Here is a 23,697-nt window from a genome sequence, read left to right as displayed (position 1 = left end):
TCATCACAGAACACCATCCGAGGCAGGGAACGGCATGCATATGCGCCGCACCCCGCAGAAAACATGATAATTTCATACATGTTTTTCGCCGAATGGCCGCAATTGCGCCGATTCCGGTGCAATTCAACACCATTGAAGAGGTTTCAGCGATCTGATTAGAGAGTTCTGCCGCTCTGCGCCTCGCAGGAACGACGGCAGGATGAATATGCGGTCGATGCACTGATGAAGCCAGAGTGGCAAATCGCTCCGATGGTGGGGCTCCACATTGCGCAGTTTTCCGATCGGAGTGGGCAGCCGTGGCGAGTGGTCTGACGGCAGCGTTTCTCAACAACCGCCGCTCCCTGATGTGGAGCCTGATGCGGATCGTGCGCGATCCCCAGATCGCCGAAGATCTGACGCAGGAAACCTATGTCCGGGCCAGTCAGGCGATGGTGTCGGGACCAGTGGAGCACATCGAGGCGTTTCTCTATCAGACGGCCCGCAATCTGGCGCTTGATCACCAGCGTCGCAACCGGATGCGCAAAGGGGTCGAGCATTTCGATGCGACGGAGGCCGAGATGGCCAACATCGCCGCCGATCAGCCTACGCAGGAAGCGGTGGTCATCCATCGGGAGCGGCTGAGGGCATTTGAGGATGCCCTTTCCCAACTGCCCGCCCGCGCGCAGCAGGTCTGGCGGCTCAGCCGGGTCGAAAAATGGCCCTATCCGAAGATTGCTGCCCACCTCGGAATCTCCCCCAACACAGTTTTCAACGACGTGAAGCTGGCGCTGGCCCATTGCCAGCAGGCGCTCGATCGTCTCGACCGCGGTTAAATCCGATATTAAGAGAGCATTTTATCGCGCAGCCTGAGCGGGAGCCGGGAGGTTTTTTGTGAGATTGCATCCGGTCATTCGTCTCATCTGTATGAGCTTGCGATTCTGCAACATGGCAGGTGGACCGAGTGGTGAGTGACAGGGCCGATGGCCCGCAGCCAGACCAGACCTTGCAACATCCCGATCCGGTGACGGATGCGGCGCTTGACTGGTTTGTGCGCCTTCAGGAAGCGCCGGACGACCTTGGCTTGCAGGCCAGGCTTAAAGACTGGCTGGACAGTGATCCGCGCCACGCAGCAGCTTTCGCAAAGCTTCAGAACATGTGGGAGCTTCCCGAACTGGGTATCGCCAGCGCCCGTCATGCCAGCCGGCTTGATGCAAGGCAGGAAGAAAGGACGCCGATGGCCCGGGTGCCGGTGTACCGCTCCGGCAGCTGGACGATACGGATCGCCGCACTCGCGGCCGTGGTCATGGTCGCGGCCGGTATCCGGTATTATCCCGAGATGCTGCTGCGCTGGAACGCAGACCATCTGACGGCCACCGGCGAGCAAAGCGCCTTCGTGTTGCCGGATGGCTCGCGCATTATGCTCAACACCGCTTCGGCGGTGGCGCTCGATTTCGAGGGACAGAAGCGATCCGTCACTTTGCTGCGTGGGGAAGCCTTCTTCGATGTCGTTTCGGATCCGGCCCGACCTTTCAGGGTTGCGGGTTCTTTCGGCGACGTCGAAGTGAAAGGCACCGCCTTTTCGGTACGCACCGGCGGTGAAGACACGGTCATCCTTGAGCGCGGGCGTGTCGAGGTTGCCCAACGCGCGCATGAGGCACACCATGCCAGCCTGTCGCCCGGCCAGATGGTGGAGGTATCGCCGGCGGGTCTTTCCCCTGTCGCCGGGGTCGACACGGAAAGCGAGCTGGCCTGGCGCACCGGCTGGATCATCTTTCAGGAAAAGCCGCTCGCAGATGTGCTGGCCGATCTCGGCCGCTATTACACAGGCCGCGTGATAACCGTCGACCGCGGCCTTGGCCACATCAGGGTCAGCGGCAATTACAGGCTGGACGATGCTGAAGGCGTCATCCGTTCTCTGGCGGAAGCGGCCGGAGCGAAAGTGACGCGTTTGCCCGGCGGAATCATAATTCTTCGCTGATTACTCAAGTTTTTTTGTGAGATCGGACCAGCTCGTTCGTCAGATGTTCGAGGCGCTCTTCCGCAGGGAAAAATCGCCGCATCTACTCTGACGCAAGGAACTCTCCTCATGGGGCATCGCACTGGTCCGGCACCGCACGCAGCAATGGCTCGCGCCAAAACGGCAGCCATGGGCAAAGCGCCGGTCCGGCTCCTGCTGGCAAGCACCGTTCTGGTATCCTCGCTGATCCTGCTGCAGGGCGTTTCCTTCGCCCAGTCGACCTCGACCACCGCGGCGCAGACGGTGCGTTTTTCCATTCCCGCTCAGCCGCTTTCCGGGGCACTCAGCGCGTTCAGCCGCGCCTCCGGCTGGCAGGTCGGCTACACGTCGGAAATCGTGCGCGGCAAGACCTCGGTGGCAGTCTCGGGCGCGATGTCGCCCGCGCAGGCATTGCAGACCATGCTTGCCGGAACCGGCATCCGGGTGAGCCTTACCGGACCGGCGACCGCAACGCTTGTGGATCGTGTGTCAGAGGCTTTCGAGCCGCAGCCCTCCGATGGCTCGATGGTTCTTGCCACCATCGACGTCAAGGGCAATGCCGAAGGCTCGCCCTACAGCCCCTATGAGACGGCAGCCGCGACCAGCCATATCGAGGGCGAAAACATCGAGCGCTTTCGCGGCTCCAGCCCGGCGGACATGTTCCGCGGTACGGCGGGGGTCATGTCAGGCGAGGCGCGCAACGGCGCCGGCGCCGTCGACGTCAACATTCGCGGCATGCAGGGCATGGGCCGCGTGACCACGACCATCGACGGCGCCGAAAACGCCGTCACCGTCTATCAGGGCTATCAGGGCGTCTCCAACCGCACCTATGTCGATCCAGACTTCATCGCCGGCATCGACGTCACCAAGGGTGCGGATACCGCCTCATGGGGCAATGCCGGCTCGGTTGCCATGCGCACCGTGAATGCCGACGATATCGTCAAGCCGGGCAACACCTGGGGCGTCAGGGTCAAGGGCGAGATCGGCACCAACACGTCGAAGCCCCATGCCGGTGACAAGGCAGGCTATCAGTGGCCCTTTGCACCGTGGGACCCTGCCGGCGAAGTTCCGAAAGCCTCGGAAACCGGGATGGACAAGCCTTCCCTGCTTTCGCCGACACGCGGCGCCGGCAGCGTTATCGGCGCCTACAAGGGCGAGGATTTCGACTTTCTTGCCGGCTATGCGCGCCGCAAGCAGGGCAACTATCACGCAGGCAAGCACGGGCCTTCCGCCAATCCGGTCAACAAGGGCCGGCAACAATGGTGTCCCAACGGCGTCTGCAATCCCAACGGCACGACCTACTGGGAAAATTACTATGAGAACGACGGGGTTGTGAACTATCGCGCCGGCGAGGAGGTGCTGAACACCCAGCTTGAGACGGAATCCTGGCTGGCCAAGCTGACCGCACGCTTTGCCGATGACCACACCCTACAGCTCGGCTATACCGGCTATCGCAGCGAAGCCGGAGACCGGCTCGCCTCGCGGCTGATCGGCAAGCACGGGCAGTCGGAGCAGCAGGCGCAGACGTCGGGCACCAGCCTCGACACCGTAACCGCGCGCTATCGCTGGAATCCGGAAGATAACGAGCTTTTCGACCTGAAGGGCAATCTCTACTGGACGCATCTGGAACTGCGCAACCCGATCCGCGGCGGTCGCGGCGTAACGCCCGAACAGATCGGCTTGCCTGCCGGGTTCCGGGTCGGCTCCGATTCCGACATGTGGGGTGCCGATCTCTCCAACCTGTCGAAATTCTCGACCGGCTATGGCGATGTCGATCTCAGCTACGGCCTGTCCTATCGCGGCGAGGATACGCGCGGCAGCCGCCACACGGCGGCGCTGGAAGCCTGGAACACCGCGCGTGACGCCATTCGCCACGAAGCCGCAATCTATGCGAAGGCGGCATGGAAGCCGGTCGACTGGGCAACGCTGAACGCCGGGCTTCGCTATTCGCATTTCTGGTCGAAGGATCGTTACGATCCCTATGAGCGCGAGGACATCGAGAGCAGGGTTCTCGGCTTCCGCACCAATGATGGCGGGTTCAGCCCATCCGTCGGCGTGACGCTGGAGCCCTTCGACGGTTCGCAGTTCTACGTCAACTATTCCAACACGATGCGCGCACCCAGCGTCATCGAATCCGTCTCGGCCTTCAACAGCGTGGTCGCCAACGCCGATGTGAAGCCGGAGCGCTCCAGCAACTGGGAAGTCGGCACCAACCTGACCCGTGACGGTCTGCTGACCGGCGAAGACCGGGGCATGCTCAAGCTCGGCTACTTCAACTGGGGTGTGAAGGACTATATCGCACGGTCGGTCCGTAACGGCTCGGGGCCGCTGACGCTGAACATCGAGAACATCGACCGGGCGAAGTTCTCCGGCATCGAGCTTTCCGGCCGCTACGAGATCGGCGGTTTCACGGCCGATCTCTCGGCCAACTACTTCCTCAACGTCGAGTATTGCCGCACCGCCGGCACCTGCGAGAACAAATCGCTCTACGGCGACTATGCCACCAACCATGTGCAGCCGGAATATACGATCGACCTGACGCTGTCGCAGAAGCTGCTCGAAGATCAGCTTACGGTTGGCGGGCGCATTTCCCATGTCGGCCCCCGCGCCATCGGCCATGGCGACGTGACCGCGCAGGGCGCCAGCGAGTTCATCTCCCTTGTCGACTGGAAGCCCTACACGCTTGTCGATGTCTTCGCCGAATACAGGATCACCGAGGACCTGACCGCTGCGGTGCGCGTGGAGAACCTGTTCGACCGCTTCTATGTCGATCCGCTTGGCCTTGTTACGCAGCCGGGACCGGGCCGGACTTTCTATGCGAGCCTGACGGGATCCTTCGGTGGCGAGCAGAGTTTCCAGCCGTTCAGCAATCCGCTCGCCGGGTTGTCGGGCGGCCACGGCGCGGCGCGCGGTGGCGAAGCTGCGGCCATCGACTGGAGCGGGCTCTATGCCGGCGTGCATGCCGGCGGCGCCTTCGGCCGCACATGGGGCTCCACGACGACGCTCGACGGTTCCGACAGCACCATCGCTGCCCGGGAATCGGCGGATCTCAAGCTCAACGGCGCCATGTTCGGCGTACAGGCCGGCTACAACTGGCAGCTCGACAACGGGGTTGTGTTCGGTCTGGAGGGAGACTGGAGCAAGACCTACAACATCACCGGATCGAAGAAGGTTCTGTCCACCGATCCCGTTCTGGCGGCCAAGGGCCATGCCGATGCCTATACGAGCTACGACATCGACTGGATGGCCAGCCTGCGCCCGAAGATCGGCTACGCTTTCAGCAACCGCTTCATGGCCTATGCCTCGGGTGGACTGGCGCTCGCCCGCGAAACACAGTGGCGCGACCAGTACATTTCCGACCAGGCCGATGAAACCCTCCCCAACGGTACGCAAACGACCGTTTTCTCCGTCGAGAAGGCCGCCGCCACACGCGCCGGCTTTACCATCGGCGGCGGTCTCGAATATGCGCTGAACGACAACTGGTCGATCAAGGCCGACTATACCTACAGCCGCTTCGGCAAGAAAGATTTCAGGTTCAGAAATGCCCGTGCCGGCACAGGCAAGGATTATACTACCTCGACGACCACCGTCGTCGGATATGAAACGGTCGACCCTTCGCAGGACCCCAGCATGGCATGGCTGTGCGACATGGATCCGAGCTTCTGCACGCCCTATGAAAAGCCCATCTATGAGACGACGACCACCAACCATCCGGGCAGTTCGAGCACCGTGAACGGCCGCAATGCCTCAAACGCTCTCGATTTCCACATGATCAAGGTCGGGCTGAACTACAGGTTCTGAGATCAGCAGATCACGAAACAGCACCTGAAGGGCTTTACCGCAGCGGGAGGCGCCCAAATCGGGCGTCTCCGTGCCGGACGTGCCACCCACGGCAAGATCGGCAGGGTGCTCGCACAGGCCGGCGAGCGTCAGAGCCTCTCTCCCTGCAACAACTGCATCCGGCAGCTCTTTCAGCCTCATCATGGGTCAAGGCAGGAGCGGGCTTGCAAGCTGTGATCTTCCCCCGACAGGGGCCGCAAAAGGCTCTGGGGAAGGCGCGACGAATAGCTTGAAAAGCCTGACGCACATGCGATACGAGCAGGTGTCGGTTTCCGCAAGGAACGAAGAGGGAATTCGCCGTAGGCTTCAAAAAGGCCTGCGAAACGAAACTGCCCCCGCAACTGTAGGCGGTTGAGTCCTCTCCCCGAAATGCCACTGGGCTTCGGCCCGGGAAGGTGGGGAAGGGACGGTGACCCGTCAGTCAGGAGACCTGCCGACAACTGGAACTGAATGTGCCGGGCGGGGTGCCCGGGAGAGGTTGTCGATGAAGCCGTCCCTGCCTGTACGGGCTCTATTGCGCATCCGTGGCGATGCGCGGCTTTCCATTGCCGTCCCGACCCGAAGCCTTCGGTCCCTGCCGCAAACCGATCGGAGAACTTCGCGTCATGACCTTCCCGCGTCTGGCACTTGCCGCCGCCAGCCTTGCGCTGCTCACGGCCCATGCGTCCGCTGAACCCACCAGATACCCGCTCACGCTGGAAAACTGCGGTGAGACGATCACCTTCGACAAGGCTCCAGCCACGAGCGTAACCGTCGGACAGGCCGCCACCGAGGCGCTCTATGCCCTTGGCCTGGGCGACAAGGTGACCGGCACCTCCGTCTGGTTCACCGACGTTCTGCCCGAGCACAAGGCGATCAACGACAAGGTCGAGCGCCTTGCCGACAACGACCCGAGCTTCGAAAGCGTCGTGGCGAAGAAGCCCGGCGTCGTTGCCGTCCAGTTCATCTGGCATGTCGGGCCGGAGGGCATCGTCGCCACCCGCGAGCAGTTCCACGAGGTCGGCATCCCGACCTATGTGATGCCTGCCGATTGCGTGGCCAAGGACAACTCGGTCGGCGTCGACGGCACCCGCACCGCCGCCTTCTCGACCGAAACCATCCATCAGGGCGTGCGCGAGCTTGCCGAAATCTTCGACGTGCAGGACAAGGGCGAGGAAGTCGTCGCCGATCTGGTCAAGCGCGAGCAGGATGCGGTCGAGCGCGCAAAAGCACTCGATCTCAAGGACGTGTCGGCCGTGTTCTGGTTCTCCAGCGCCGACATGAACATCGATCCCTATGTCGCCGGTCGCAAGGGCGGTCCGGCCTACATGCTGGACAAGCTCGGCATCCGCAACATCGTGGAATCGGATGAGGAATGGCCGGTCGTGGGCTGGGAAACCATCGCCAAGGCCAACCCGACGCTGATCGTGATCGCAAAAATGGATCGCCGCCGCTTCCCTGCCGACGACTTCGAGAAGAAGCTCGAATTCCTGAAGAGCGATCCGGTTGCCAGCCAGATGGATGCGGTGAAGAACAACCGCATCGTGGTGATGGACGCCCATGCCATGGACGCCACCATGCGCACGGTTTCCGGCATCGAGGTGCTGGCGGACGCGCTGGTCGAAAAGGGCATCGCCAGGTGACCATTACCACCGCAGGCCGGCCTTCCGTAGCGCGCCTGTGGTGGCGCTGGCCTGCGGGGCTCGTCGCCATGGCGGCGACGGTCTTTGCCGGCACCTGCATCGGGGAGACGCCCATTCCGCTCTCCATCGTGGTGCAGACGCTGGCCAACAAGGTTCTGGGTGCTGCCTATCCGCTCGATCCGATCGACATGGGCATCATCTGGAACTATCGCCTTCCGCGTGCGCTGGTGGCCGCATCCTGTGGCGCGGGGCTGGCGCTGTCCGGCCTCGTGCTGCAATCGCTGCTGCGCAATGCGCTGGCCGACCCCTATCTGCTCGGCATCTCCGCCGGTGCCTCGACGGGTGCGGTGACGGTGACGATTGCCGGCATCGGCGGCGGGGCGGTATCCATGTCGCTCGGCGCCTTCGCCGGTGCGGTCACCGCCTTCCTGCTGGTCGCCCTGCTGGCACGGGCGGCGGGCGGCGGCGTTTCCACGCGCGGCACAGGACAGATCATTCTGGCGGGCATCGCCGGCTCGCAACTCTTCAACGCACTGACCTCCTTCATCATCACCAAATCGGCCAATGCCGAACAGGCGCGCGGCATCATGTTCTGGCTGCTCGGCAATCTGAGCGGCGTGCGCTGGCCGGATGTAACGCTGGCCGTACCCATCGCCCTGACCGGGCTGATTGCCTGCGTCTGGCATGCGCGCGCGCTCGATGCCTTCGCCTTCGGCGCCGACTCCGCAGCCTCGCTGGGCATTGCCGTGCGCAGGGTGCAGGTCGTGCTGATCGGGTTGACCGCGCTGGTCACTGCCGTCATGGTTTCCATCGTCGGCTCCATCGGCTTCGTCGGGCTGGTCATCCCGCATGCCGCGCGTTTCGTCGTCGGCGTACGCCATGGGCGCCTGGTGCCGGCGACGGCACTGACGGGCGCAGCCTTCCTCATCGCGGCTGACGTGCTTTCGCGCACCATGATCCCCGGTCAGGTGCTGCCGATCGGCGTCATCACGGCTTTGGTCGGCGCGCCGGCCTTCGCCCTGATCCTGCTCAGGGGACGCCGCCGGCCATGATCCTTGAAGCAAGCAATCTCGGCTGGAGCGTGCGCCGTCTCCGGATCGTGCAGGGCGTGGATCTTTCCGTGCGCGAGGGCGAGACGTTTGGACTGGTCGGTCCCAACGGTTCGGGCAAATCGACCCTGCTGCGCCTGCTTGCCGGAATTCTGAAGCCGACAACGGGCAAAGTCGCCGTGGAAGGGCAGCCGCTTTCCGGTCTGCCGCGCCGGCTCGCGGCCCAAAAGATCGCCTATCTCGAACAGCAGGCGGATACCGGCGAGGCGATCACCGTGCGCGATGCGGTGGAGATTGGCCGCACGCCCTGGCTGACGCCCCTGCAACCGTGGTCGGACGAGGACGACCGTATCGTTGCCGGGGCACTGGCCGATGCGGATCTGCACGGATTTGAAAGCCGCTTCTGGGCCACGCTTTCCGGCGGCGAGAAGCAGCGCGTGCATCTGGCGCGCGCCCTTGCCCAGCGCCCGCGCATCCTGCTGCTCGACGAGCCCACCAATCATCTCGACGTGCGCCACCAGCTTTCCATGCTGGACCTTGTGGCCGCCCTGCCGGTGACATCGATCATCGCGCTGCACGATCTCAATCAGGCGCTGGCCTGCGACCGCGTCGGCGTCATGGCTGGCGGGCGGCTGGTGGCGCTGGGGCCACCGCAGGAGGTTCTGAGCGTCGACCGCATCGCCGAGGTATTCGGCGTGCGCGCCAGCATCGTCGTCGATCCTGCCGACGGCGCCCGCATTTTCCGCCTCGACCATCTCCGCTGAAAGGTATTCCATATGCGTCTCGTTTCCGCCCTGATGCTTGCCTCGCTCGTCATCTCCGCACCGGCTTTCGCCGAAATGCACGAGGTGAAAATGCTCAACCGCAACGCATCCGGCCCGATGGTCTATGAGCCTGATTTTCTGCAGATTGCTCCCGGCGACACGGTGAAATTCATAAAGACCACCAGCGGCCACAATGCCGCGACGGTCGAGGGCATGGTGCCGGAAGGGCATGAGGGCTTTCTCGGCAAGATCAACGAGGAGATCGAGGTCAAGCTGGACGAGAAGGGCTTCTACGGCATCAAATGCTCGCCGCATTACGGCATGGGCATGGTGATGGTCATCCGCGTCGGCGATTCCGATCTGCCGGCCGCGTTCCCGGCCGCCGACGTGCCTGAGCGCGCGAAGAAGCGTTTTGTCGAAATCCTGGAACGCAACGGATACGGAAAATGACCGCGCCGTCGCCCCACGGCGACAATTTCGACCTGAAGGAAGAAATCCGCTCCTACTGGTCGAAGCGCGCGCAGACCTTCGACCTCGCCTTCGGCCATTTCATCGCGCCGGGACCGGAGGCGCGTGCGTGGCAAAAGCCGATACGCGACACGCTGGGTGAGAAGGCGCTGCGCGTGCTGGAGCTTGCCTGCGGCACGGGCGAGGTGACGCGGCTCATCCACGATCTCGGCCACGACGTCACCGCGCTCGACTTCTCCGAGGCGATGCTGGAAGTGGCGCGCGCCAAGCACGAGGGCAAGGAGCGGCTGCGCTTCATTCTCGCCGACGCCGAAAACACCAGGGAGCCCGATGCCGCCTATGACGCCATCGTCTGCCGCCATCTGGTGTGGACGCTGACCGTTCCGCAGGAAGCCTTCCGCGAATGGCTGCGGCTGTTGAAGCCCGGAGGCAGGCTGCTGGTTTATGATGGTGACTGGGCAGCGCCGAGCCCGACCGGGCGCCTGTTCGCATGGATGATTTCCCTGATCGATCGCATGCAGGGAGCCGATCCCTATTATGACGGGGCGATGAGCGACAAGCATGAGAAGATCATGCGCGCGATCCCGTTCCGCGAGGGCCTCACCTATGAGCGGCTGGCCCCAATGCTCAAAGATGCAGGGTTCGCAGAGATCCGCTACATGTCGCACGACAGCATCGCCAAAGCCCAGCGCGAAACCGCCACGTTGCGCAACTGGCTGCGCACCCGCGTCTACCGGCGTTTCATCCTCAGCGCCGTCCGCCCGGCCTGACCGGCCGCGTCATTTCACCACGAAACCGTGGGCGAAGGGGTCGCGGTCATCGATGAATATGGTGTTGTAGCCGGTCATGCGCGCCCAGCCGGCAATCGAGGGGATGATGGCGGAGTGGTCCGCCACGGTCGTCATGGCCTCGACCCGGCCTTTGAAAAGCGATCCGATGATCGATTCATGCACGAACTCGTCGCCGGCCTTCAGTTGTCCCTTTGCGGCAAGCTGCGCCATGCGCGCCGAGGTGCCGGTGCCGCAGGGCGAACGGTCGATGGCCTTCTCCCCGTAGAAGACGGCATTGCGGGCATGCGCGCCCGCCACCGTCGGCTTTCCCGTCCACTGGATATGGGAAAGGCCGCGAATTTCCGGATGCTCGGGATGCACGAATTCGTATTTTGCGTTCAGCGCAGCCCGCAGCTTTGGCGACCAGCCCACCAGTTCGCCGGCGGAGTGGTCGGCCATGTCGCGGAAATTCTTCTGCGGCTCGACGATGGCGTAGAAATTGCCGCCATAGGCGACATCGACGACGATCTCGCCAAGGCCCTCCACTTCGGCGGTCAGCCCTTCGGCATAGAGGAACCCCGGCACATTGGTCAGCCGCACTTCTTCCACGAAGCGACCTTCCTGCTGGTAAGTGATATCCACCTTGCCGGCGGGTGCGTCGATGGAAAGGCTTCCCGGCGCGCGCGGCGTGATCAGCCCGTTCTCGATACCCATGGTGATGGTGCCGATGGTGCCATGCCCGCACATGGGCAGGCAGCCGGAAGTTTCGATGAACAGCACCGCAACGTCGCAATCCGGGCGCGTCGGCGGATAGAGGATCGAGCCCGACATCATGTCGTGGCCGCGCGGCTCGAACATCAGGCCGGTGCGGATCCAGTCGAATTCCCGCAGGAAGTGGGCGCGCTTCTCCAGCATGTTGGCGCCTTCCAGTCGTGGTCCGCCACCGGCGACCAGCCGCACGGGATTGCCGCATGTATGCCCGTCGATGCAGGAAAAGGTGTGCGTGGCCATGGCTTCAGAACCTCTGCGCGGAGAAGGGGGAAAGATCGATGGCGAGCGGGCGGCCCTCGACAAGATCGGCAACGAGACGCGCCGTGCCGGCTGACTGGGTCAGGCCGAGATGGCCGTGGCCGAAGGCGTAGACGACGCGCTGCGTGGCGCGCGCCGTGTCGATGACCGGCAGACTGTCGGGCAGGGAAGGGCGGAATCCCATCCATTCGCTGCCGCCTTGCGGATCGAGCCCCGGCAGGAACGAAACCGCCTTCTTCAGCATGGCGCGGGAACGCGCGAAATTCGGCGGCAGGTCGAGCCCGCCCAGTTCCACCGCGCCGCCGACGCGAATGCCTGTCGAAAGGCGCGTCACGACAAAGCCGTGGCCGCCGAAGGTGATCTGCGTGCGCAGGTCGAAGGCGCCTGCCGGAAGCGTGGTGTTGTAGCCGCGCTCGGTTTCCAGCGGGATGCGCTCGCCGACCGTACGGGCGATGCGGTGCGAAAAGGCACCGGCCGCGACCACCACATGCGCGGCCCGAAAGGTGGTGTCGGCACAAACCACCTCGACGCCGGTTTCGGCAGGACGCAGGGCCGTTACGCCGGCGCGCTCGATCACCCCGCCATCGGCTGCGAAACGTCTGGCCAGCTCCAGTGTATAGACTTTCGGATCGGCGACCGAATACCAGCCGGGCGTGAAGGTGCCATGCGTGAAGCGCGGCGCCAGACCGGGCTGGATCTGCGCCATCTCCTCCGCGTCCATGTGGCGGAAGGCAATGCCGTGATCGGCGCGCGCCTGCCAGCCCGGCAACGAGGCACGAAATTCGGCCTCACCCTCATAGACCTGAAGGTTGCCGTCTTTGCGCAGCATGGAAGATACGCCGGCACGATGCAGGAACGGCTCCAGCTCTGCCTTCGACAGGTCCATGAGCGCGGTCTGCGCCGCCGTCGACTGCGCCACCCGGCGCGGCGCGCAGGCCCGCCAGAAGCGGAACATCCATGGCGCGATCCCCAGCGCATAGGACGGCGGCACCGACAGAGGCCCCAGCGGGTCGAGCAGCCATTTCGGCGCCTTGCGCAAAATGCCGGGCGAAGCCAGCGGCAATATGTCGGTGAAGGCGAACGCCCCCGCATTGCCGGCGGACGCACCCGCCGCGGGTCCCTCACGATCGACGACCGTCACGCGTTTGCCGCGTTGCTGCAGGACAAGTGCTGCCGACAAACCGACCACGCCCGCCCCGATGACAATCACATCCGGGACGATCAAATCTGGCCGGGCCGTGTCGGACATTCTTCTCTCATCGGGAACGCTCTGATCCGAAACGAGCGCATCTCCTGCATGGAGGCGCGCTCATTCACGATCAGACGTCTGCCCGACGAAGTAAAGCGGCTTGCCTGTGCCAGCTACTCTTTTTTTGCAGCGAAGCGGCTGTTCAGCCAGAGCGCCAGAATGGTGCAGATCGCGCCGGAAAGCAGGTAGGCGCCGGCCGAGATCAGCCCGAAATGCGTCGACAGCAGCAGTGCCGCCAGCGGCGCGAAACCGGCACCGAACAGCCAGGCGAAGTCGTTGGTGATCGCCGATCCCGTATAACGGTAAGCCTTGGCGAAGGAGGATGCCACCGCGCCGGAAGACTGGCCGAAGGACAGTCCGAGCAGGATGAAGCCGAGGATCATGAAGATCGCTTCGCCAACCGGACCGGCATCGAGCAACTGCGGCGCAAAGCCCGAGAAGGCGGCGATGGCGATGGCCGAGCCAAGCAACAGCGAGCGGCGGCCGACACGGTCGGCCACAATGCCGGAGACCATGATGGCAATCAGGCCGAAAACGGCGGCGACGGCCTCGATGATGAGGAAGCGGGCGATGCCTTCGGCGGTGAACAGGAACACCCACGACAGCGGAAACACCGTGACCATGTGGAACAGCGCGAAGCTTGCCAGCGGCGCGAAGGCGCCGACCACGACATTGCGGCCTTCGGCGCGGATCGTCTCGAAGATGCGCGCCGGCTGAAGCTCGCGATTGTGGAAAAGCTCGCGATATTCGGGCGTCGAGACGATGCGCAGGCGCGCGAACAGCGCCACCACGTTGAGCGCGAAGGCGACGAAGAACGGGTAGCGCCAGCCCCAGGTGAAGAAATCCTGCGCCGACAGATTGCCGACGAAGAAGGCGAACAGAAGGCTGGCCACGATCAGCCCGGCAGGCGCGCCCAGCTGCGGGATCATCGCATACCAGCCGCGACGGCCTTCAGGCGCATTCATGGCGAGCAGCGAGGACAGGCCGTCCCACGTGCCGCCAAGCGCAATGCCCTGACAGATGCGGGCGAGCGCCAGCAGCCAGATCGCGGCGACGCCGATGCTCTCATAGCCGGGCAGGAAGGCGATGGCCACGGTCGCCGTGCCAAGCATGAACAGCGCGATCGTCATCTTCACGCCCTTGCCCCAGCCACGGTCCACCGCCATGAAAATCGCGGTGCCGACCGGGCGCGCGACAAAGGCCAGCGGGAAGATGGCGAAAGACCAGAGCGTCGCCGTCAGCGCATCGAGATGCGGAAACAGCAGCTTCGGGAAAACGATCACCGAAGCGATGGCATAGACGAAGAAGTCGAAAAACTCGGACGTGCGGCCAATGAACACGCCGACGGCGATCTCGCCGGGCGCGACATGCCCATGGCTCGCCCCTCCACGTCTCGCTTCCGGGCCGAGCGACCCATCTCCTGTCATTGCTGCCTGCGAATGCGCCATGATCACACGGAATTTCTGTCTCTGGAATAATGGCCGGCAACGGCCTGCCGGGCCTTCGCACGGTGCTTAGCCTCTTCATGCTGCATTGCGGCATTGGGCAAATTGTCCAATGTGCCGCTCCCGCTCAAGGGGTTAGCCGTGCCCCCGAACCGCCCATCGATCGGGCCCATTGATCGGATCTTCGCCTTGAAACTGACAAGACTTCTGGCTTTGACCCTGTTGCCGTTCCTGCTGAGCGCCTGCGATCTCGTGGTGCTCAGTCCCGCCGGAGACGTGGCCTGGCAGCAGCGCGACCTCGTCATCATCGCAACAGTGCTGATGCTGCTCATTATCATTCCGGTGATGGTGCTGATTGCCCTGTTTGCCTGGCGCTACCGGGCCGGCAACACGAAAGCGACCTATACGCCCGACTGGGATCACTCCACCCATCTGGAACTGGTGATCTGGGCGGCTCCGCTGCTCATCATCATCTGCCTCGGCGCGGTGACGTGGATGTACACCCATCTGCTCGATCCCTACCGGCCGCTCGACCGCATCGCGCGCGGCCAGCCGGTCGCGGCGGAGGTCGAGCCGCTTGAGGTGCAGGTCGCCGCGCTCGACTGGAAGTGGCTCTTCATCTATCCGGAATACGGCATCGCCACGGTCAACGAGATGGCAGCCCCCGTCGATCGCCCGATCCGCTTCCGCCTGACGTCGACCTCGGTGATGAATTCCTTCTACGTGCCGGCGCTGGCGGGCCAGATCTATGCCATGCCCGGCATGGAAACGACGCTGCACGGCGTCATCAACCGTCCGGGCGAATATGACGGCTTCTCTGCCAACTACAGCGGCGACGGCTTCTCCGGCATGCGCTTCACCTTCCACGGTGTCGACCATGACGGCTTCGACCAGTGGGTCGCCAGGGTAAAAGAGGCTGGCGGCGGCCTCGACCGCTTCGCCTATCTGGAGCTCGCCAAGCCCAGCGAGAACGAGAAGCCCCGCCACTACGCCTCCGTCGACGAGCAGCTTTTCCGGCTGATCCGCGACCGCTGCGCAGAGCCCGGCCGCATGTGCATGGACGAGATGATGGCGATCGATGCCGAGGGCGGCCTCGGTCTGGCGGGCCTGCGCCTGCTGCAACCGCTTGAAGAGGGTCGCCCGTCGGCGCTCACCGCGCTGTTCGGACGCCGTTCCGTCGATGTGGCGAGCATCTGCACGCCTGAGGAAGCGGCCGCTTCGGAAGCCGTCTCCTGGTCGGCATCGCTTGTTCCTCAGGTTGATCCCGCACCGCTCGTTGGTGCCGGGCTGCCGCGTCCTGCTCCCATATCTTCCGCCGCGCCGGCCATGTCCGTGCGCCAGCCCTTCGGCATCTGAGCGTTACAGAGCACATGTTCAACAGTACCGACCTTACCAAGCTGATCTTCGGCAGGCTCACATGGGAATCGCTGCCCCTGCATGAGCCGATCCTCGTCGCCACCTTCGCGGTGGTGGCGCTGGGCGGCATAGCGCTGCTGGGCGCCATCACATATTTCCGCCTCTGGGGCTATCTGTGGCGCGAATGGTTCACCACCGTCGACCACAAGCGCATCGGCATCATGTACATGATCCTCGGCATCATCATGCTGCTGCGCGGCTTCGCCGACGCGGTGATGATGCGCCTTCAGCAGGCGATGGCCTTCAACGGCTCGGAAGGCTATCTCAACGCCCACCACTACGATCAGATCTTCACCGCCCACGGCGTGATCATGATCTTCTTCGTGGCCATGCCGCTGGTGACGGGCCTGATGAACTATCTCGTGCCGCTGCAGATCGGCGCGCGCGACGTTTCGTTCCCGTTCCTCAACAATTTCAGCTTCTGGATGACCACGGCCGGCGCGATCCTGCTGATGATGTCGCTATTCGTCGGCGAATTCGCGCGCACCGGCTGGCTGGCCTATCCGCCGCTGTCGGGGGCCGAGCACAGCCCCGGCGTCGGCATGGATTATTACCTGTGGTCGTTGCAGGTGGCGGGCGTCGGCACGACGCTGTCCGGCATCAATCTCATCGTCACCATCGTCAAGATGCGCTGTCCCGGCATGACGATGATGAAGATGCCGGTCTTCACCTGGACGTCGCTGTGCACCAACGTGCTGATCGTCGCCACCTTCCCGATCCTGACCGCGACGCTGACGCTGCTGACCCTCGACCGCTATGTGGGAACGAACTTCTTCACCAGCGATCTCGGTGGCAATCCGATGATGTACGTCAACCTCATCTGGATCTGGGGCCACCCCGAGGTCTACATCCTCGTGCTGCCCGCCTTCGGCATCTTCTCCGAGATCGTCTCGACCTTCTCGGGCAAGCGCCTGTTCGGCTATACCTCGATGGTCTACGCCACGGTGTGCATCACCATCCTGTCCTATCTGGTGTGGCTGCATCACTTCTTCACCATGGGGTCGGGCGCGAGCGTCAACTCGTTCTTCGGCATCACCACGATGATCATCTCGATCCCGACCGGCGCCAAGCTCTTCAACTGGCTGTTCACGATGTATCGCGGCCGCATCCGCTTCGAGTTGCCGATGATGTGGACGCTCGCCTTCATGTTCGTCTTCGTCATCGGCGGCATGACGGGCGTGCTGCTGGCCGTGCCGCCGGCCGACTTCGTGCTGCACAACTCGCTTTTCCTGGTCGCGCATTTCCACAACACCATCATCGGCGGCGTTGTCTACGGTCTGTTCGCCGGCATGGTGTTCTGGTTCCCGAAGGCGTTCGGCTTCAAGCTCGATCCGTTCTGGGGCAAGATTTCGTTCTGGGGCTGGGTGCTGGGCTTCTTCTTCGCCTTCATGCCGCTCTATGTGCTCGGCCTGATGGGCGTGACGCGGCGCCTGCGCGTGTTCGACGACGCCTCCATCCAGATCTGGTTCCAGATCGCGGCCTTCGGCGCGTTCCTCGTGCTGGTCGGCATCGTCGCCTTCATCATCCAGATCGCCGTCAGCATCTGGAAGCGTGAGGAACTGCGCGACACCACCGGCGACCCGTGGGACGGACGCACGCTGGAATGGGCGACCTCCTCGCCGCCGCCTGACTACAACTTCCCCTTCACGCCGGTCGTTTACGACAACGATGCATGGTGGGACATGAAGAGGCGCGGCTATGTCCGTCCGCTGGAAGGCTTCAAGCCCATCCATATGCCGAACAACACGGGCACGGGCATCATTCTTGCCGCCCTGAGCATCGTCATGTCGTTCGGTCTCATCTGGTACATGTGGTGGCTGGCGGCGCTCGGCTTCATCGCCATCATCGCGGTGTCGATCTATCACACGTTCAACTACGACAATGGCTTCACCATTCCCGTCGAGGACGTGACGCGCAGCGAAGATGCGCGCACGAAGCTGATGGCTGGGGAGGCCTGATCCGATGAGCGCCACGACCCGGACGATGGACGGCGCCGAAGCGCCCGTCTTCTACCTGACGGAAGACCACCACCACGAAGAGGGCAGCGGCACGCTGCTCGGCTTCTGGCTCTACCTGATGAGCGACTGCCTCATCTTCGCCTGCCTCTTCGCGATCTATGGCGTGCTTGGCACCAGCTATGCCGCCGGACCCGCGCCGAAGGACCTGTTCGACCTGCCGCTGGTCGCCGTCAACACGGCGATGCTGCTGTTTTCCTCCATCACCTACGGCTTTGCCATGCTGGAGATGGTGAAGGGCAATGTGCGTGCCACACTCGTCTGGCTCGGCATCACCGGCCTGTTCGGCCTCGCCTTCCTCGGCATCGAGCTCTACGAGTTCCATCACCTGATCCATATCGGGGCGACCCCGCAGCGCAGCGCCTTCCTGTCCTCCTTCTTCACGCTGGTCGGCACGCACGGCCTGCACGTGACCTTCGGCATCATCTGGCTGGTCACGCTGATGGTTCAGGTCGGCAGGTTCGGGCTGATCGAGGCCAACAAGCGCAGGCTCATGTGCCTGTCGATGTTCTGGCATTTCCTCGACGTCATCTGGATCGGCGTCTTCACCTTCGTCTATCTGCTGGGAGTTCTGCGATGAGCGCGCCCATTACCCATCACGAGGGTGCCCATCATGAGGACGCCCACCACCACGCCGGGGGAGGGCATTCCCACGGTTCGCTGAAAAGCTATCTGATCGGCTTCCTGCTCTCCGTGGTCCTGACCGCCATTCCGTTCTGGCTGGTCATGGGCGACGTTCTGGACAGCAGGCAGCTGACCGGTTTCATCATCGTCGGCTTCGCGGCGGTGCAGATCGTCGTGCACATGATCTTCTTCCTGCACATGGACACGCGTTCGGAGCAGGGCTGGACCATGATGGCGCTGATCTTCACCATCATCGTCGTCGTCATCGCGTTGTCCGGTTCGCTATGGGTCATGTACCACCTCAACGCCAACACCATGCCGTTCCACGACATGCAGCAGATGCGGTGAACGGGCGGTCCGGGAACCGTCCTCCGGCCAGAGTTATATTTCTGGCCGGCGCCGCGCTTGTCTGCGCGGCCCTTCTTGCCGCGCTCGGCATCTGGCAGGTGCAACGCCTGCAATGGAAGCTCGACCTCATCGCCCGCGTCGAGGCGCGCGTGAATGCCGAGCCCGTCGCAGCACCCGGCCCCTCCGGCTGGAACGCGATCTCCCCGGCCTCTCACGAATATCTGCGGGTGCACCTGCATGGCCGCTTCCTGCACGACAAGGAAGCGCTCGTTCAGGCCGTGACCGATCTGGATGGCGGATATTGGGTGGTCACTCCGCTTGTGACCGATGACGGCTTCACCGTTCTGGTCAACCGGGGCTTCGTCACGCCGCAGTTCCGCGATCCCGCAACGCGCGCTGAGGGCGCGCCGGAAGGGGAAGCCACCGTCACCGGCCTGTTGCGCATGAGCGAGCCGGGCGGCGGGTTCCTGCGCCACAACGATCCGCAGAACGACCGCTGGTTTTCCCGCGATGTTGCCGCGATTGCCACCGCGCGCGGATTGCAGGACACCGCTCCCTATTTCGTCGATGCGGATGCGACACCCAACGCAGGCGGCTGGCCGCGCGGCGGCCTCACCCGCATTACCTTCTCCAACAGCCATCTGGTCTATGCGCTGACATGGTTCGCGCTGATGGGAATGGCGCTGGCGGCGGCCTGGTATGTGCTGCATGAATGGCGGCGCAGGGAGCTTAAGGCGCCCCGCCCGCCTGATGGCGGAACACAAGGCGACGAGTGAGAGGACACTCAGCCGAATGCGGATCTTGGGGAGGAGGAACCTGACGGATGCCGGCCATGGAAATGACCAATCGCAAGAATCTCATGCTGCTGGTGCAGCTTCGCTGGCTGGCGGTGATCGGCCAGGTGGCGACCATCCTCATCGTGCATTACGGCATCGGCATCACCCTGCCGCTGGAGCCGATGGCGGCAATCGTTCTGCTGCTGATCCTTCTCAATGGCGCAACGCTCGCCCGGCTGCGCAACGAGAAGCCGATTTCCAATGTCGGGCTGTTCATGGAACTGCTGCTCGACGTCGCCGCGCTCACCGCCCAGCTTTATCTCAGTGGTGGCGCGGCCAACCCGTTCGTGCTGCTCTATGTGCTGCAAATCTCGCTCGGCGCAACGCTGCTCGATACGCGCTCGACATGGGCGCTGGTGGTGCTTGCCAGCATCGCTTTCCTGCTGCTGATGGTGTTCAACAGGCCGCTGCTGCTGCCCGGCGGCGATGCCGACGAGTTCTTCAACCTGCATGTGCAGGGCAGCTTCATCAGCTTCGCCCTGACTGCCTGCCTGCTGGTGCTCTACATCACGCGCATCACCCGCAACCTTCAGGAGCGCGATGCCCATCTGGCCGACCTGCGCCGACAGGCGGCCGAGGAGGACCATATCGTGCGAATCGGCCTTCTCGCTTCCGGCGCCGCGCATGAGCTGGGCACGCCGCTTGCCACCCTGTCGGTCATTCTCGGCGACTGGCGGCGCATGCCTGTTTTCCGCAAGAATGAGGAACTGGCCGACGAAATGGCCGAGATGCAGGCGCAGCTCGATCGCTGCAAACAGATCGTCTCCGGCATTCTCGTCTCGTCGGGCGAGGCGAGGGGCGAGGGCACGATCCGCACCACCGTGCGTGACTTCTTCGACGACGCCGTGCTACAGTGGCGCGCCAGCCGGTCGCCAGCGAAGTTGGATTATGACAACGCCTTCGAACCGGACGCCGCCATCGTTTCCGATGCGGCTCTCAGGCAGGTGTTGTTCAATCTGTTCGATAACGCTCTGGAAGCCTCGCCCGCATGGGTGGGCTTTTCCGTCAGCCGACAGGAGGACAAACTGGTAGTCGTCGTCAGGGACGCAGGACCCGGCTTCAGGCCGGAAATGCTCGAATCATTCGGCAAGCCCTATCAGTCGAGCAAGAACCGGCCGGGCAGCGGGCTGGGGTTGTTTCTCGTCGTCAACGCGGTGCGCAAGCTCGGCGGCATGGTCTCGGCATGCAACAATTCCCGCAGGGGCGCGTTTGTGACCGTAACCCTGCCTCTGGCAGCTCTTTCCGGAACGGATCGCCATGGATAGTGCCAGATCCCTGCTAATCGTGGAGGACGATGCGGCTTTCGCGCGCGCCCTGCGGCGCTCCTTCCAGCGGCGCGGCTACGAGGTGGAGGTCTGCGAAGGGCTGGAAGCCCTGCCCGATGCGCTGGAGGGCGCGCTGCCCGATTACGCGGTGGTCGACCTCAAGCTCAGCGTCGGCTCGGGCCTGAAGGCCGTCAAGATGCTGCATGACCGGGCCCCGGAAATGCGCATCGTGGTGCTGACCGGCTATGCAAGCCTTGCCACGGCGGTCGAGGCGATCAAGCTCGGCGCCTGTCACTATCTCGCCAAGCCCGCCAACACCGATGAGATCGAAGCCGCATTCGGCAAGATGGAAGGCGATGCTGACGTGGCCCTGACCCGCCGCAAGACCTCGCTCAAGACGCTGGAATGGGAACGGATCCACGAGACGCTGGTGGAAGCCGAGTTCAATATTTCGGAAGCCGCGCGGCGTCTCGGCATGCATCGCCGCACGCTTGCCAGAAAACTTGAGAAACGCCGGGTTTCCTGACCTCCGATTACTTACAGGAATATTGCCGATAAACCTGACCGGGAAGTCCATCGCCGCTTCCCGGCCATAGGCGTTTCTTTCTCGGAAACAGCGGATACGGATTGAATTTGTTCAAAACCCGTAAATGCGCGCAATCCGACCTGTCTCCCTTCCGATTATTGGGATCGGTTTTCTTTCCTGCGCGCCCATAGCGGGCGAAACTACGCACTTCGTAATGACACTATAAGGAGTGCAACGTTATGAACTTCCTGAGAAGAGCGGGGGTGTTGGTGGGCGCCTTCTTCATGGTTGGCGCAGCACATGCGGCCGAACCTCTGGTAACGGCAGACTGGCTGCAGGATAATCTGGAAAATAAGGACGTTCGCGTCTTCGAGGTCAGCGTCGATACAGGCGTTTACGAACGCGGCCATATTCCCGGCGCCGTTCACCTCGACTGGCACACCGAACTGGTCGATCCGACCCGGCGCGACATTGCCTCGCGGGAGGATTTCGAGAAGAAACTGCGCGAAGCGGGCGTAACGGCCGATACGCATGTCGTGCTCTATGGCGACAACAACAACTGGTTCGCCGCATGGGGCGCATGGGTATTCAACGTCTACGGCATCGAGGCCAGCCTGCTCGACGGCGGCCGCAAGCTGTGGGAAGCGAAGGGGCTGCCGCTCGACACCGCAGCGCCCCAATATGCGGCCTCCGAAATCGTGCTTCCCGAGCGCAATGACGATCTGCGCGCGCGCTTCACCGAAGTGCTCGACATCGCCGAGGGTCGCAAGCAGGCGAGCCTCGTCGATATCCGCTCCAACGACGAATATACCGGCAAGGTTTTCGCGCCTGAAGGCGTGAAGGAACTGGCCGTGCGGGCCGGGCACATTCCCGGCGCGGAAAACGTGCCATGGGGCTCCATCGTGCAGGAAGATGGCACCTTCAAGCCGGCCGAGGAAATCAAGGCCATCTATGCGGCCAAGGGCATCGACGGCTCGAAGCCCATCGTCACTTATTGCCGCATCGGCGAGCGTTCCTCGCACACCTGGTTCGCCCTCAAGCGCATTCTCGGCTACGACGTGAAGAACTATGACGGCTCGTGGACCGAATATGGCAACGCCGTCGGCGTGCCGGTCGTCAACGTGGCCGGCACCGTCTGGACCGGAAAATAACCGTTCCGGCATAAAGCGTCGCAACATACCCATCAGGACCGGAGGCGGGCGTTCGAGTGCCCGCCTCCTTGTCCGTTTCATATCTGCGGGGGAGGATGCAATGAAATCCGGGGCAACAAGAACGCTGGCGCCGGTCGTGCTGCTGTCTGGCATAGCCGTTCTGGCATGGTTTCTTCACGGCCAGCCCGGCGGGCGCGATCTCTCCTTTTCCCTGCTTGCAGGTGCTGCCTTCGGCATCGTGCTTCAGCGCGGGCGCTTCTGCTTTCTGTGCAATTTTCGCGATTTCGTGGAAAAGCGCGACCCGCGCGGACTGCTTGCCATCGTCGTGGCGCTGGCGGCCGGCGTCGCCTTCTATCACGCGGTGATGATGGCCTGGGTGCCGGTGCCGCAGCCCGGACGCCTGCCGCCCAACGCGCATATCGGACCGGTCGGGCCGGTGCTGGCTTTTGCAGCGCTCGCCTTCGGCATCGGCATGGCCATATCGGGCTCCTGCCTGTCGGCGCATCTGTATCGGCTGGGCGAAGGCTCGCCAAGCTCGCCCTTCGCGCTCATCGGCGCCGGTATCGGCTTCTTCATCGGCTTTCTCACATGGAACCCGCTGTTCACGCTGGCGATCTATGCAAGCCCGGCCATCTGGCTGCCGCACCGGCTGGGCTACACGGGCACCCTGCTCGTCAGCCTTGCGCTTATCGCTGTCATCGGCCTGTTGCTGCTGCGCTTTTCCGGCAATCCCGAACCGGCTGCCCCGAGCCGCTACGATTTGCGCGGCACGGCCGGAAAACTGTTCGTGGACCGCTGGCCGCCCGTCACGACCGGGCTTCTGGTCGCCATCATTTCGGCCATCGCCTATCTGCGGGTGGCACCACTCGGCGTGACGGCGGAACTCGGCAGCATCGTGCGCACCGCCGGTTCGGCATCCGGCCTGCTGCCTGATACGCTCCACGGTCTCGACCTGCTGCGCGGCTGCGCCACCGTGGTCAAGCAGACATTGCTGTCAGCCAACGGAGTTTTCGTTCTGGGTATCGTCATCGCCAGCTTCGCCGCGGCACTGGCGGGCGGACAGTTCCAGCCCCGCCGTCCGACGAGCCGCGATGTCGGCAAGGGGCTGGCCGGCGGCATCCTGATGGGCTGGGGCGCCATGACCGGCCTTGGCTGCACGGTCGGCGTTCTTCTCTCCGGCATCCATGCCGGCGCCGTTTCGGGCTGGGTGTTCCTGATCTTTTGCGCACTGGGCGCATGGATCGGCATGACCGTCTCGCGCCGGCTGGGCAACGCGGCGCCGGCAGCCTGAACCGCTTAAAGCGT

The 23,697-nt window shown here is 63.6% G+C and carries 20 protein-coding genes and 1 riboswitch; of the genes, 17 read left to right on the top strand and 3 right to left on the bottom strand.

From position 1 onward, the window contains the following. The first annotated feature begins 296 nt into the window (after window positions 1–296). From HNR59_RS20175 to HNR59_RS20140, 8 genes are all read left to right on the top strand, one after another. On the top strand, window positions 297–812 hold the full coding sequence (locus tag HNR59_RS20175) for a sigma-70 family RNA polymerase sigma factor (protein WP_183833053.1): 516 nt from the start codon (window positions 297–299) through the stop codon (window positions 810–812). Between the two features lie 131 nt (window positions 813–943). Further along, a complete protein-coding gene (locus HNR59_RS20170; RefSeq protein ID WP_343060878.1) occupies window positions 944–1,957 on the top strand; it encodes a FecR family protein in 1,014 nt (337 codons plus the stop codon). Between the two features lie 144 nt (window positions 1,958–2,101). After that, the gene (locus tag HNR59_RS20165) at window positions 2,102–5,776 is read left to right on the top strand and encodes a TonB-dependent receptor domain-containing protein (RefSeq protein ID WP_183833049.1); all 3,675 of its coding nucleotides are present in this window, start codon (window positions 2,102–2,104) and stop codon (window positions 5,774–5,776) included. Window positions 5,777–6,064: 288 nt separating this feature from the next. Beyond that, a riboswitch (cobalamin riboswitch) is annotated at window positions 6,065–6,267 on the top strand. Between the two features lie 153 nt (window positions 6,268–6,420). Beyond that, a complete protein-coding gene (locus HNR59_RS20160) occupies window positions 6,421–7,437 on the top strand; it encodes an ABC transporter substrate-binding protein (protein WP_183833047.1) in 1,017 nt (338 codons plus the stop codon). A gap of 68 nt (window positions 7,438–7,505) precedes the next feature. Beyond that, a complete protein-coding gene (locus HNR59_RS20155) occupies window positions 7,506–8,489 on the top strand; it encodes a FecCD family ABC transporter permease (RefSeq protein WP_183833082.1) in 984 nt (327 codons plus the stop codon). Further along, window positions 8,486–9,250 carry an ABC transporter ATP-binding protein gene (locus tag HNR59_RS20150; protein WP_183833045.1) on the top strand — a complete coding sequence of 255 codons (765 nt, stop codon included), beginning with the start codon at window positions 8,486–8,488 and terminating at the stop codon, window positions 9,248–9,250. The genes HNR59_RS20155 and HNR59_RS20150 overlap by 4 nt, the downstream gene beginning before the upstream one ends. Window positions 9,251–9,262: 12 nt before the next feature. Then, window positions 9,263–9,700: a pseudoazurin gene (locus HNR59_RS20145; RefSeq protein ID WP_183833043.1), complete on the top strand. Its 438-nt coding sequence runs from the start codon at window positions 9,263–9,265 to the stop codon at window positions 9,698–9,700. After that, window positions 9,697–10,488: a class I SAM-dependent methyltransferase gene (locus HNR59_RS20140; RefSeq protein WP_183833041.1), complete on the top strand. Its 792-nt coding sequence runs from the start codon at window positions 9,697–9,699 to the stop codon at window positions 10,486–10,488. Before HNR59_RS20145 ends, HNR59_RS20140 begins: the two co-directional genes overlap by 4 nt. A gap of 9 nt (window positions 10,489–10,497) precedes the next feature. Here the strand turns inward: HNR59_RS20140 and HNR59_RS20135 are convergent, their stop codons facing one another. From HNR59_RS20135 to HNR59_RS20125, 3 genes are all read right to left on the bottom strand, one after another. After that, a complete protein-coding gene (locus HNR59_RS20135; protein WP_183833039.1) occupies window positions 10,498–11,499 on the bottom strand; it encodes a 4-hydroxyproline epimerase in 1,002 nt (333 codons plus the stop codon). Window positions 11,500–11,503: 4 nt separating this feature from the next. Continuing rightward, window positions 11,504–12,742, bottom strand: coding sequence for an NAD(P)/FAD-dependent oxidoreductase (locus HNR59_RS20130; protein ID WP_183833081.1), 1,239 nt, complete (start codon window positions 12,740–12,742; stop codon window positions 11,504–11,506). A gap of 137 nt (window positions 12,743–12,879) precedes the next feature. Then, window positions 12,880–14,193 carry an MFS transporter gene (locus HNR59_RS20125; RefSeq protein WP_183833037.1) on the bottom strand — a complete coding sequence of 438 codons (1,314 nt, stop codon included), beginning with the start codon at window positions 14,191–14,193 and terminating at the stop codon, window positions 12,880–12,882. Between the two features lie 213 nt (window positions 14,194–14,406). Between HNR59_RS20125 and cyoA the strand changes: the two genes are divergently transcribed. The 9 genes from cyoA (at window position 14,407) to HNR59_RS20080 (ending at window position 23,683) form a co-directional block, all read left to right on the top strand. After that, on the top strand, window positions 14,407–15,567 hold the full coding sequence (gene cyoA, locus HNR59_RS20120) for a ubiquinol oxidase subunit II (RefSeq protein ID WP_183833080.1): 1,161 nt from the start codon (window positions 14,407–14,409) through the stop codon (window positions 15,565–15,567). Window positions 15,568–15,581: 14 nt separating this feature from the next. Beyond that, window positions 15,582–17,585 (top strand): cytochrome o ubiquinol oxidase subunit I, encoded by a 2,004-nt coding sequence (cyoB, locus tag HNR59_RS20115; RefSeq protein WP_183833035.1) that lies wholly within the window; start codon window positions 15,582–15,584, stop codon window positions 17,583–17,585. Between the two features lie 4 nt (window positions 17,586–17,589). After that, window positions 17,590–18,222: a cytochrome o ubiquinol oxidase subunit III gene (gene cyoC / locus HNR59_RS20110; RefSeq protein ID WP_183833033.1), complete on the top strand. Its 633-nt coding sequence runs from the start codon at window positions 17,590–17,592 to the stop codon at window positions 18,220–18,222. Continuing rightward, complete coding sequence (cyoD, locus tag HNR59_RS20105; protein WP_183833031.1) at window positions 18,219–18,614, top strand: cytochrome o ubiquinol oxidase subunit IV; 396 nt, start codon at window positions 18,219–18,221, stop codon at window positions 18,612–18,614. The genes cyoC and cyoD overlap by 4 nt, the downstream gene beginning before the upstream one ends. Then, window positions 18,611–19,390, top strand: coding sequence for an SURF1 family protein (locus HNR59_RS20100; protein WP_425291418.1), 780 nt, complete (start codon window positions 18,611–18,613; stop codon window positions 19,388–19,390). The genes cyoD and HNR59_RS20100 overlap by 4 nt, the downstream gene beginning before the upstream one ends. Window positions 19,391–19,446: 56 nt before the next feature. Further along, on the top strand, window positions 19,447–20,715 hold the full coding sequence (locus tag HNR59_RS20095) for an ATP-binding protein (protein ID WP_246374883.1): 1,269 nt from the start codon (window positions 19,447–19,449) through the stop codon (window positions 20,713–20,715). After that, window positions 20,708–21,241, top strand: coding sequence for a response regulator transcription factor (locus tag HNR59_RS20090; RefSeq protein WP_183833025.1), 534 nt, complete (start codon window positions 20,708–20,710; stop codon window positions 21,239–21,241). The genes HNR59_RS20095 and HNR59_RS20090 overlap by 8 nt, the downstream gene beginning before the upstream one ends. 239 nt (window positions 21,242–21,480) lie before the next feature. Beyond that, window positions 21,481–22,392: a sulfurtransferase gene (locus HNR59_RS20085; RefSeq protein WP_425488688.1), complete on the top strand. Its 912-nt coding sequence runs from the start codon at window positions 21,481–21,483 to the stop codon at window positions 22,390–22,392. Between the two features lie 100 nt (window positions 22,393–22,492). Next, window positions 22,493–23,683: a YeeE/YedE family protein gene (locus HNR59_RS20080; RefSeq protein ID WP_183833023.1), complete on the top strand. Its 1,191-nt coding sequence runs from the start codon at window positions 22,493–22,495 to the stop codon at window positions 23,681–23,683. The last annotated feature ends 14 nt before the right edge of the window (window positions 23,684–23,697 follow it).

Origin of the sequence: Aquamicrobium lusatiense (genome assembly GCF_014201615.1) — a bacterium.
In the GTDB taxonomy this organism is placed as follows: Bacteria; Pseudomonadota; Alphaproteobacteria; order Rhizobiales; family Rhizobiaceae; genus Mesorhizobium; species Mesorhizobium lusatiense.
The sequence above is the reverse complement of the archived record's forward strand: the minus strand, read 5'-3'. Positions and strand labels throughout refer to the sequence as shown.

Bases quoted from the DNA above. Each gene is read 5' to 3' on its own strand.
- HNR59_RS20080 (WP_183833023.1), top strand. From the start codon at position 22,493: ATGAAATCCGGGGCAACAAGAACGCTGGCGCCGGTCGTGCTGCTGTCT.
- HNR59_RS20125 (WP_183833037.1), bottom strand. From the start codon at position 14,193: ATGACAGGAGATGGGTCGCTCGGCCCGGAAGCGAGACGTGGAGGGGCG.
- HNR59_RS20085 (WP_425488688.1), top strand. From the start codon at position 21,481: ATGAACTTCCTGAGAAGAGCGGGGGTGTTGGTGGGCGCCTTCTTCATG.
- HNR59_RS20095 (WP_246374883.1), top strand. From the start codon at position 19,447: ATGGAAATGACCAATCGCAAGAATCTCATGCTGCTGGTGCAGCTTCGC.
- cyoC (WP_183833033.1), top strand. From the start codon at position 17,590: ATGAGCGCCACGACCCGGACGATGGACGGCGCCGAAGCGCCCGTCTTC.
- HNR59_RS20160 (WP_183833047.1), top strand. From the start codon at position 6,421: ATGACCTTCCCGCGTCTGGCACTTGCCGCCGCCAGCCTTGCGCTGCTC.
- HNR59_RS20145 (WP_183833043.1), top strand. From the start codon at position 9,263: ATGCGTCTCGTTTCCGCCCTGATGCTTGCCTCGCTCGTCATCTCCGCA.
- HNR59_RS20155 (WP_183833082.1), top strand. From the start codon at position 7,506: ATGGCGGCGACGGTCTTTGCCGGCACCTGCATCGGGGAGACGCCCATT.
- HNR59_RS20140 (WP_183833041.1), top strand. From the start codon at position 9,697: ATGACCGCGCCGTCGCCCCACGGCGACAATTTCGACCTGAAGGAAGAA.
- cyoB (WP_183833035.1), top strand. From the start codon at position 15,582: ATGTTCAACAGTACCGACCTTACCAAGCTGATCTTCGGCAGGCTCACA.
- HNR59_RS20090 (WP_183833025.1), top strand. From the start codon at position 20,708: ATGGATAGTGCCAGATCCCTGCTAATCGTGGAGGACGATGCGGCTTTC.
- HNR59_RS20165 (WP_183833049.1), top strand. From the start codon at position 2,102: ATGGCTCGCGCCAAAACGGCAGCCATGGGCAAAGCGCCGGTCCGGCTC.
- cyoD (WP_183833031.1), top strand. From the start codon at position 18,219: ATGAGCGCGCCCATTACCCATCACGAGGGTGCCCATCATGAGGACGCC.
- HNR59_RS20150 (WP_183833045.1), top strand. From the start codon at position 8,486: ATGATCCTTGAAGCAAGCAATCTCGGCTGGAGCGTGCGCCGTCTCCGG.
- HNR59_RS20135 (WP_183833039.1), bottom strand. From the start codon at position 11,499: ATGGCCACGCACACCTTTTCCTGCATCGACGGGCATACATGCGGCAAT.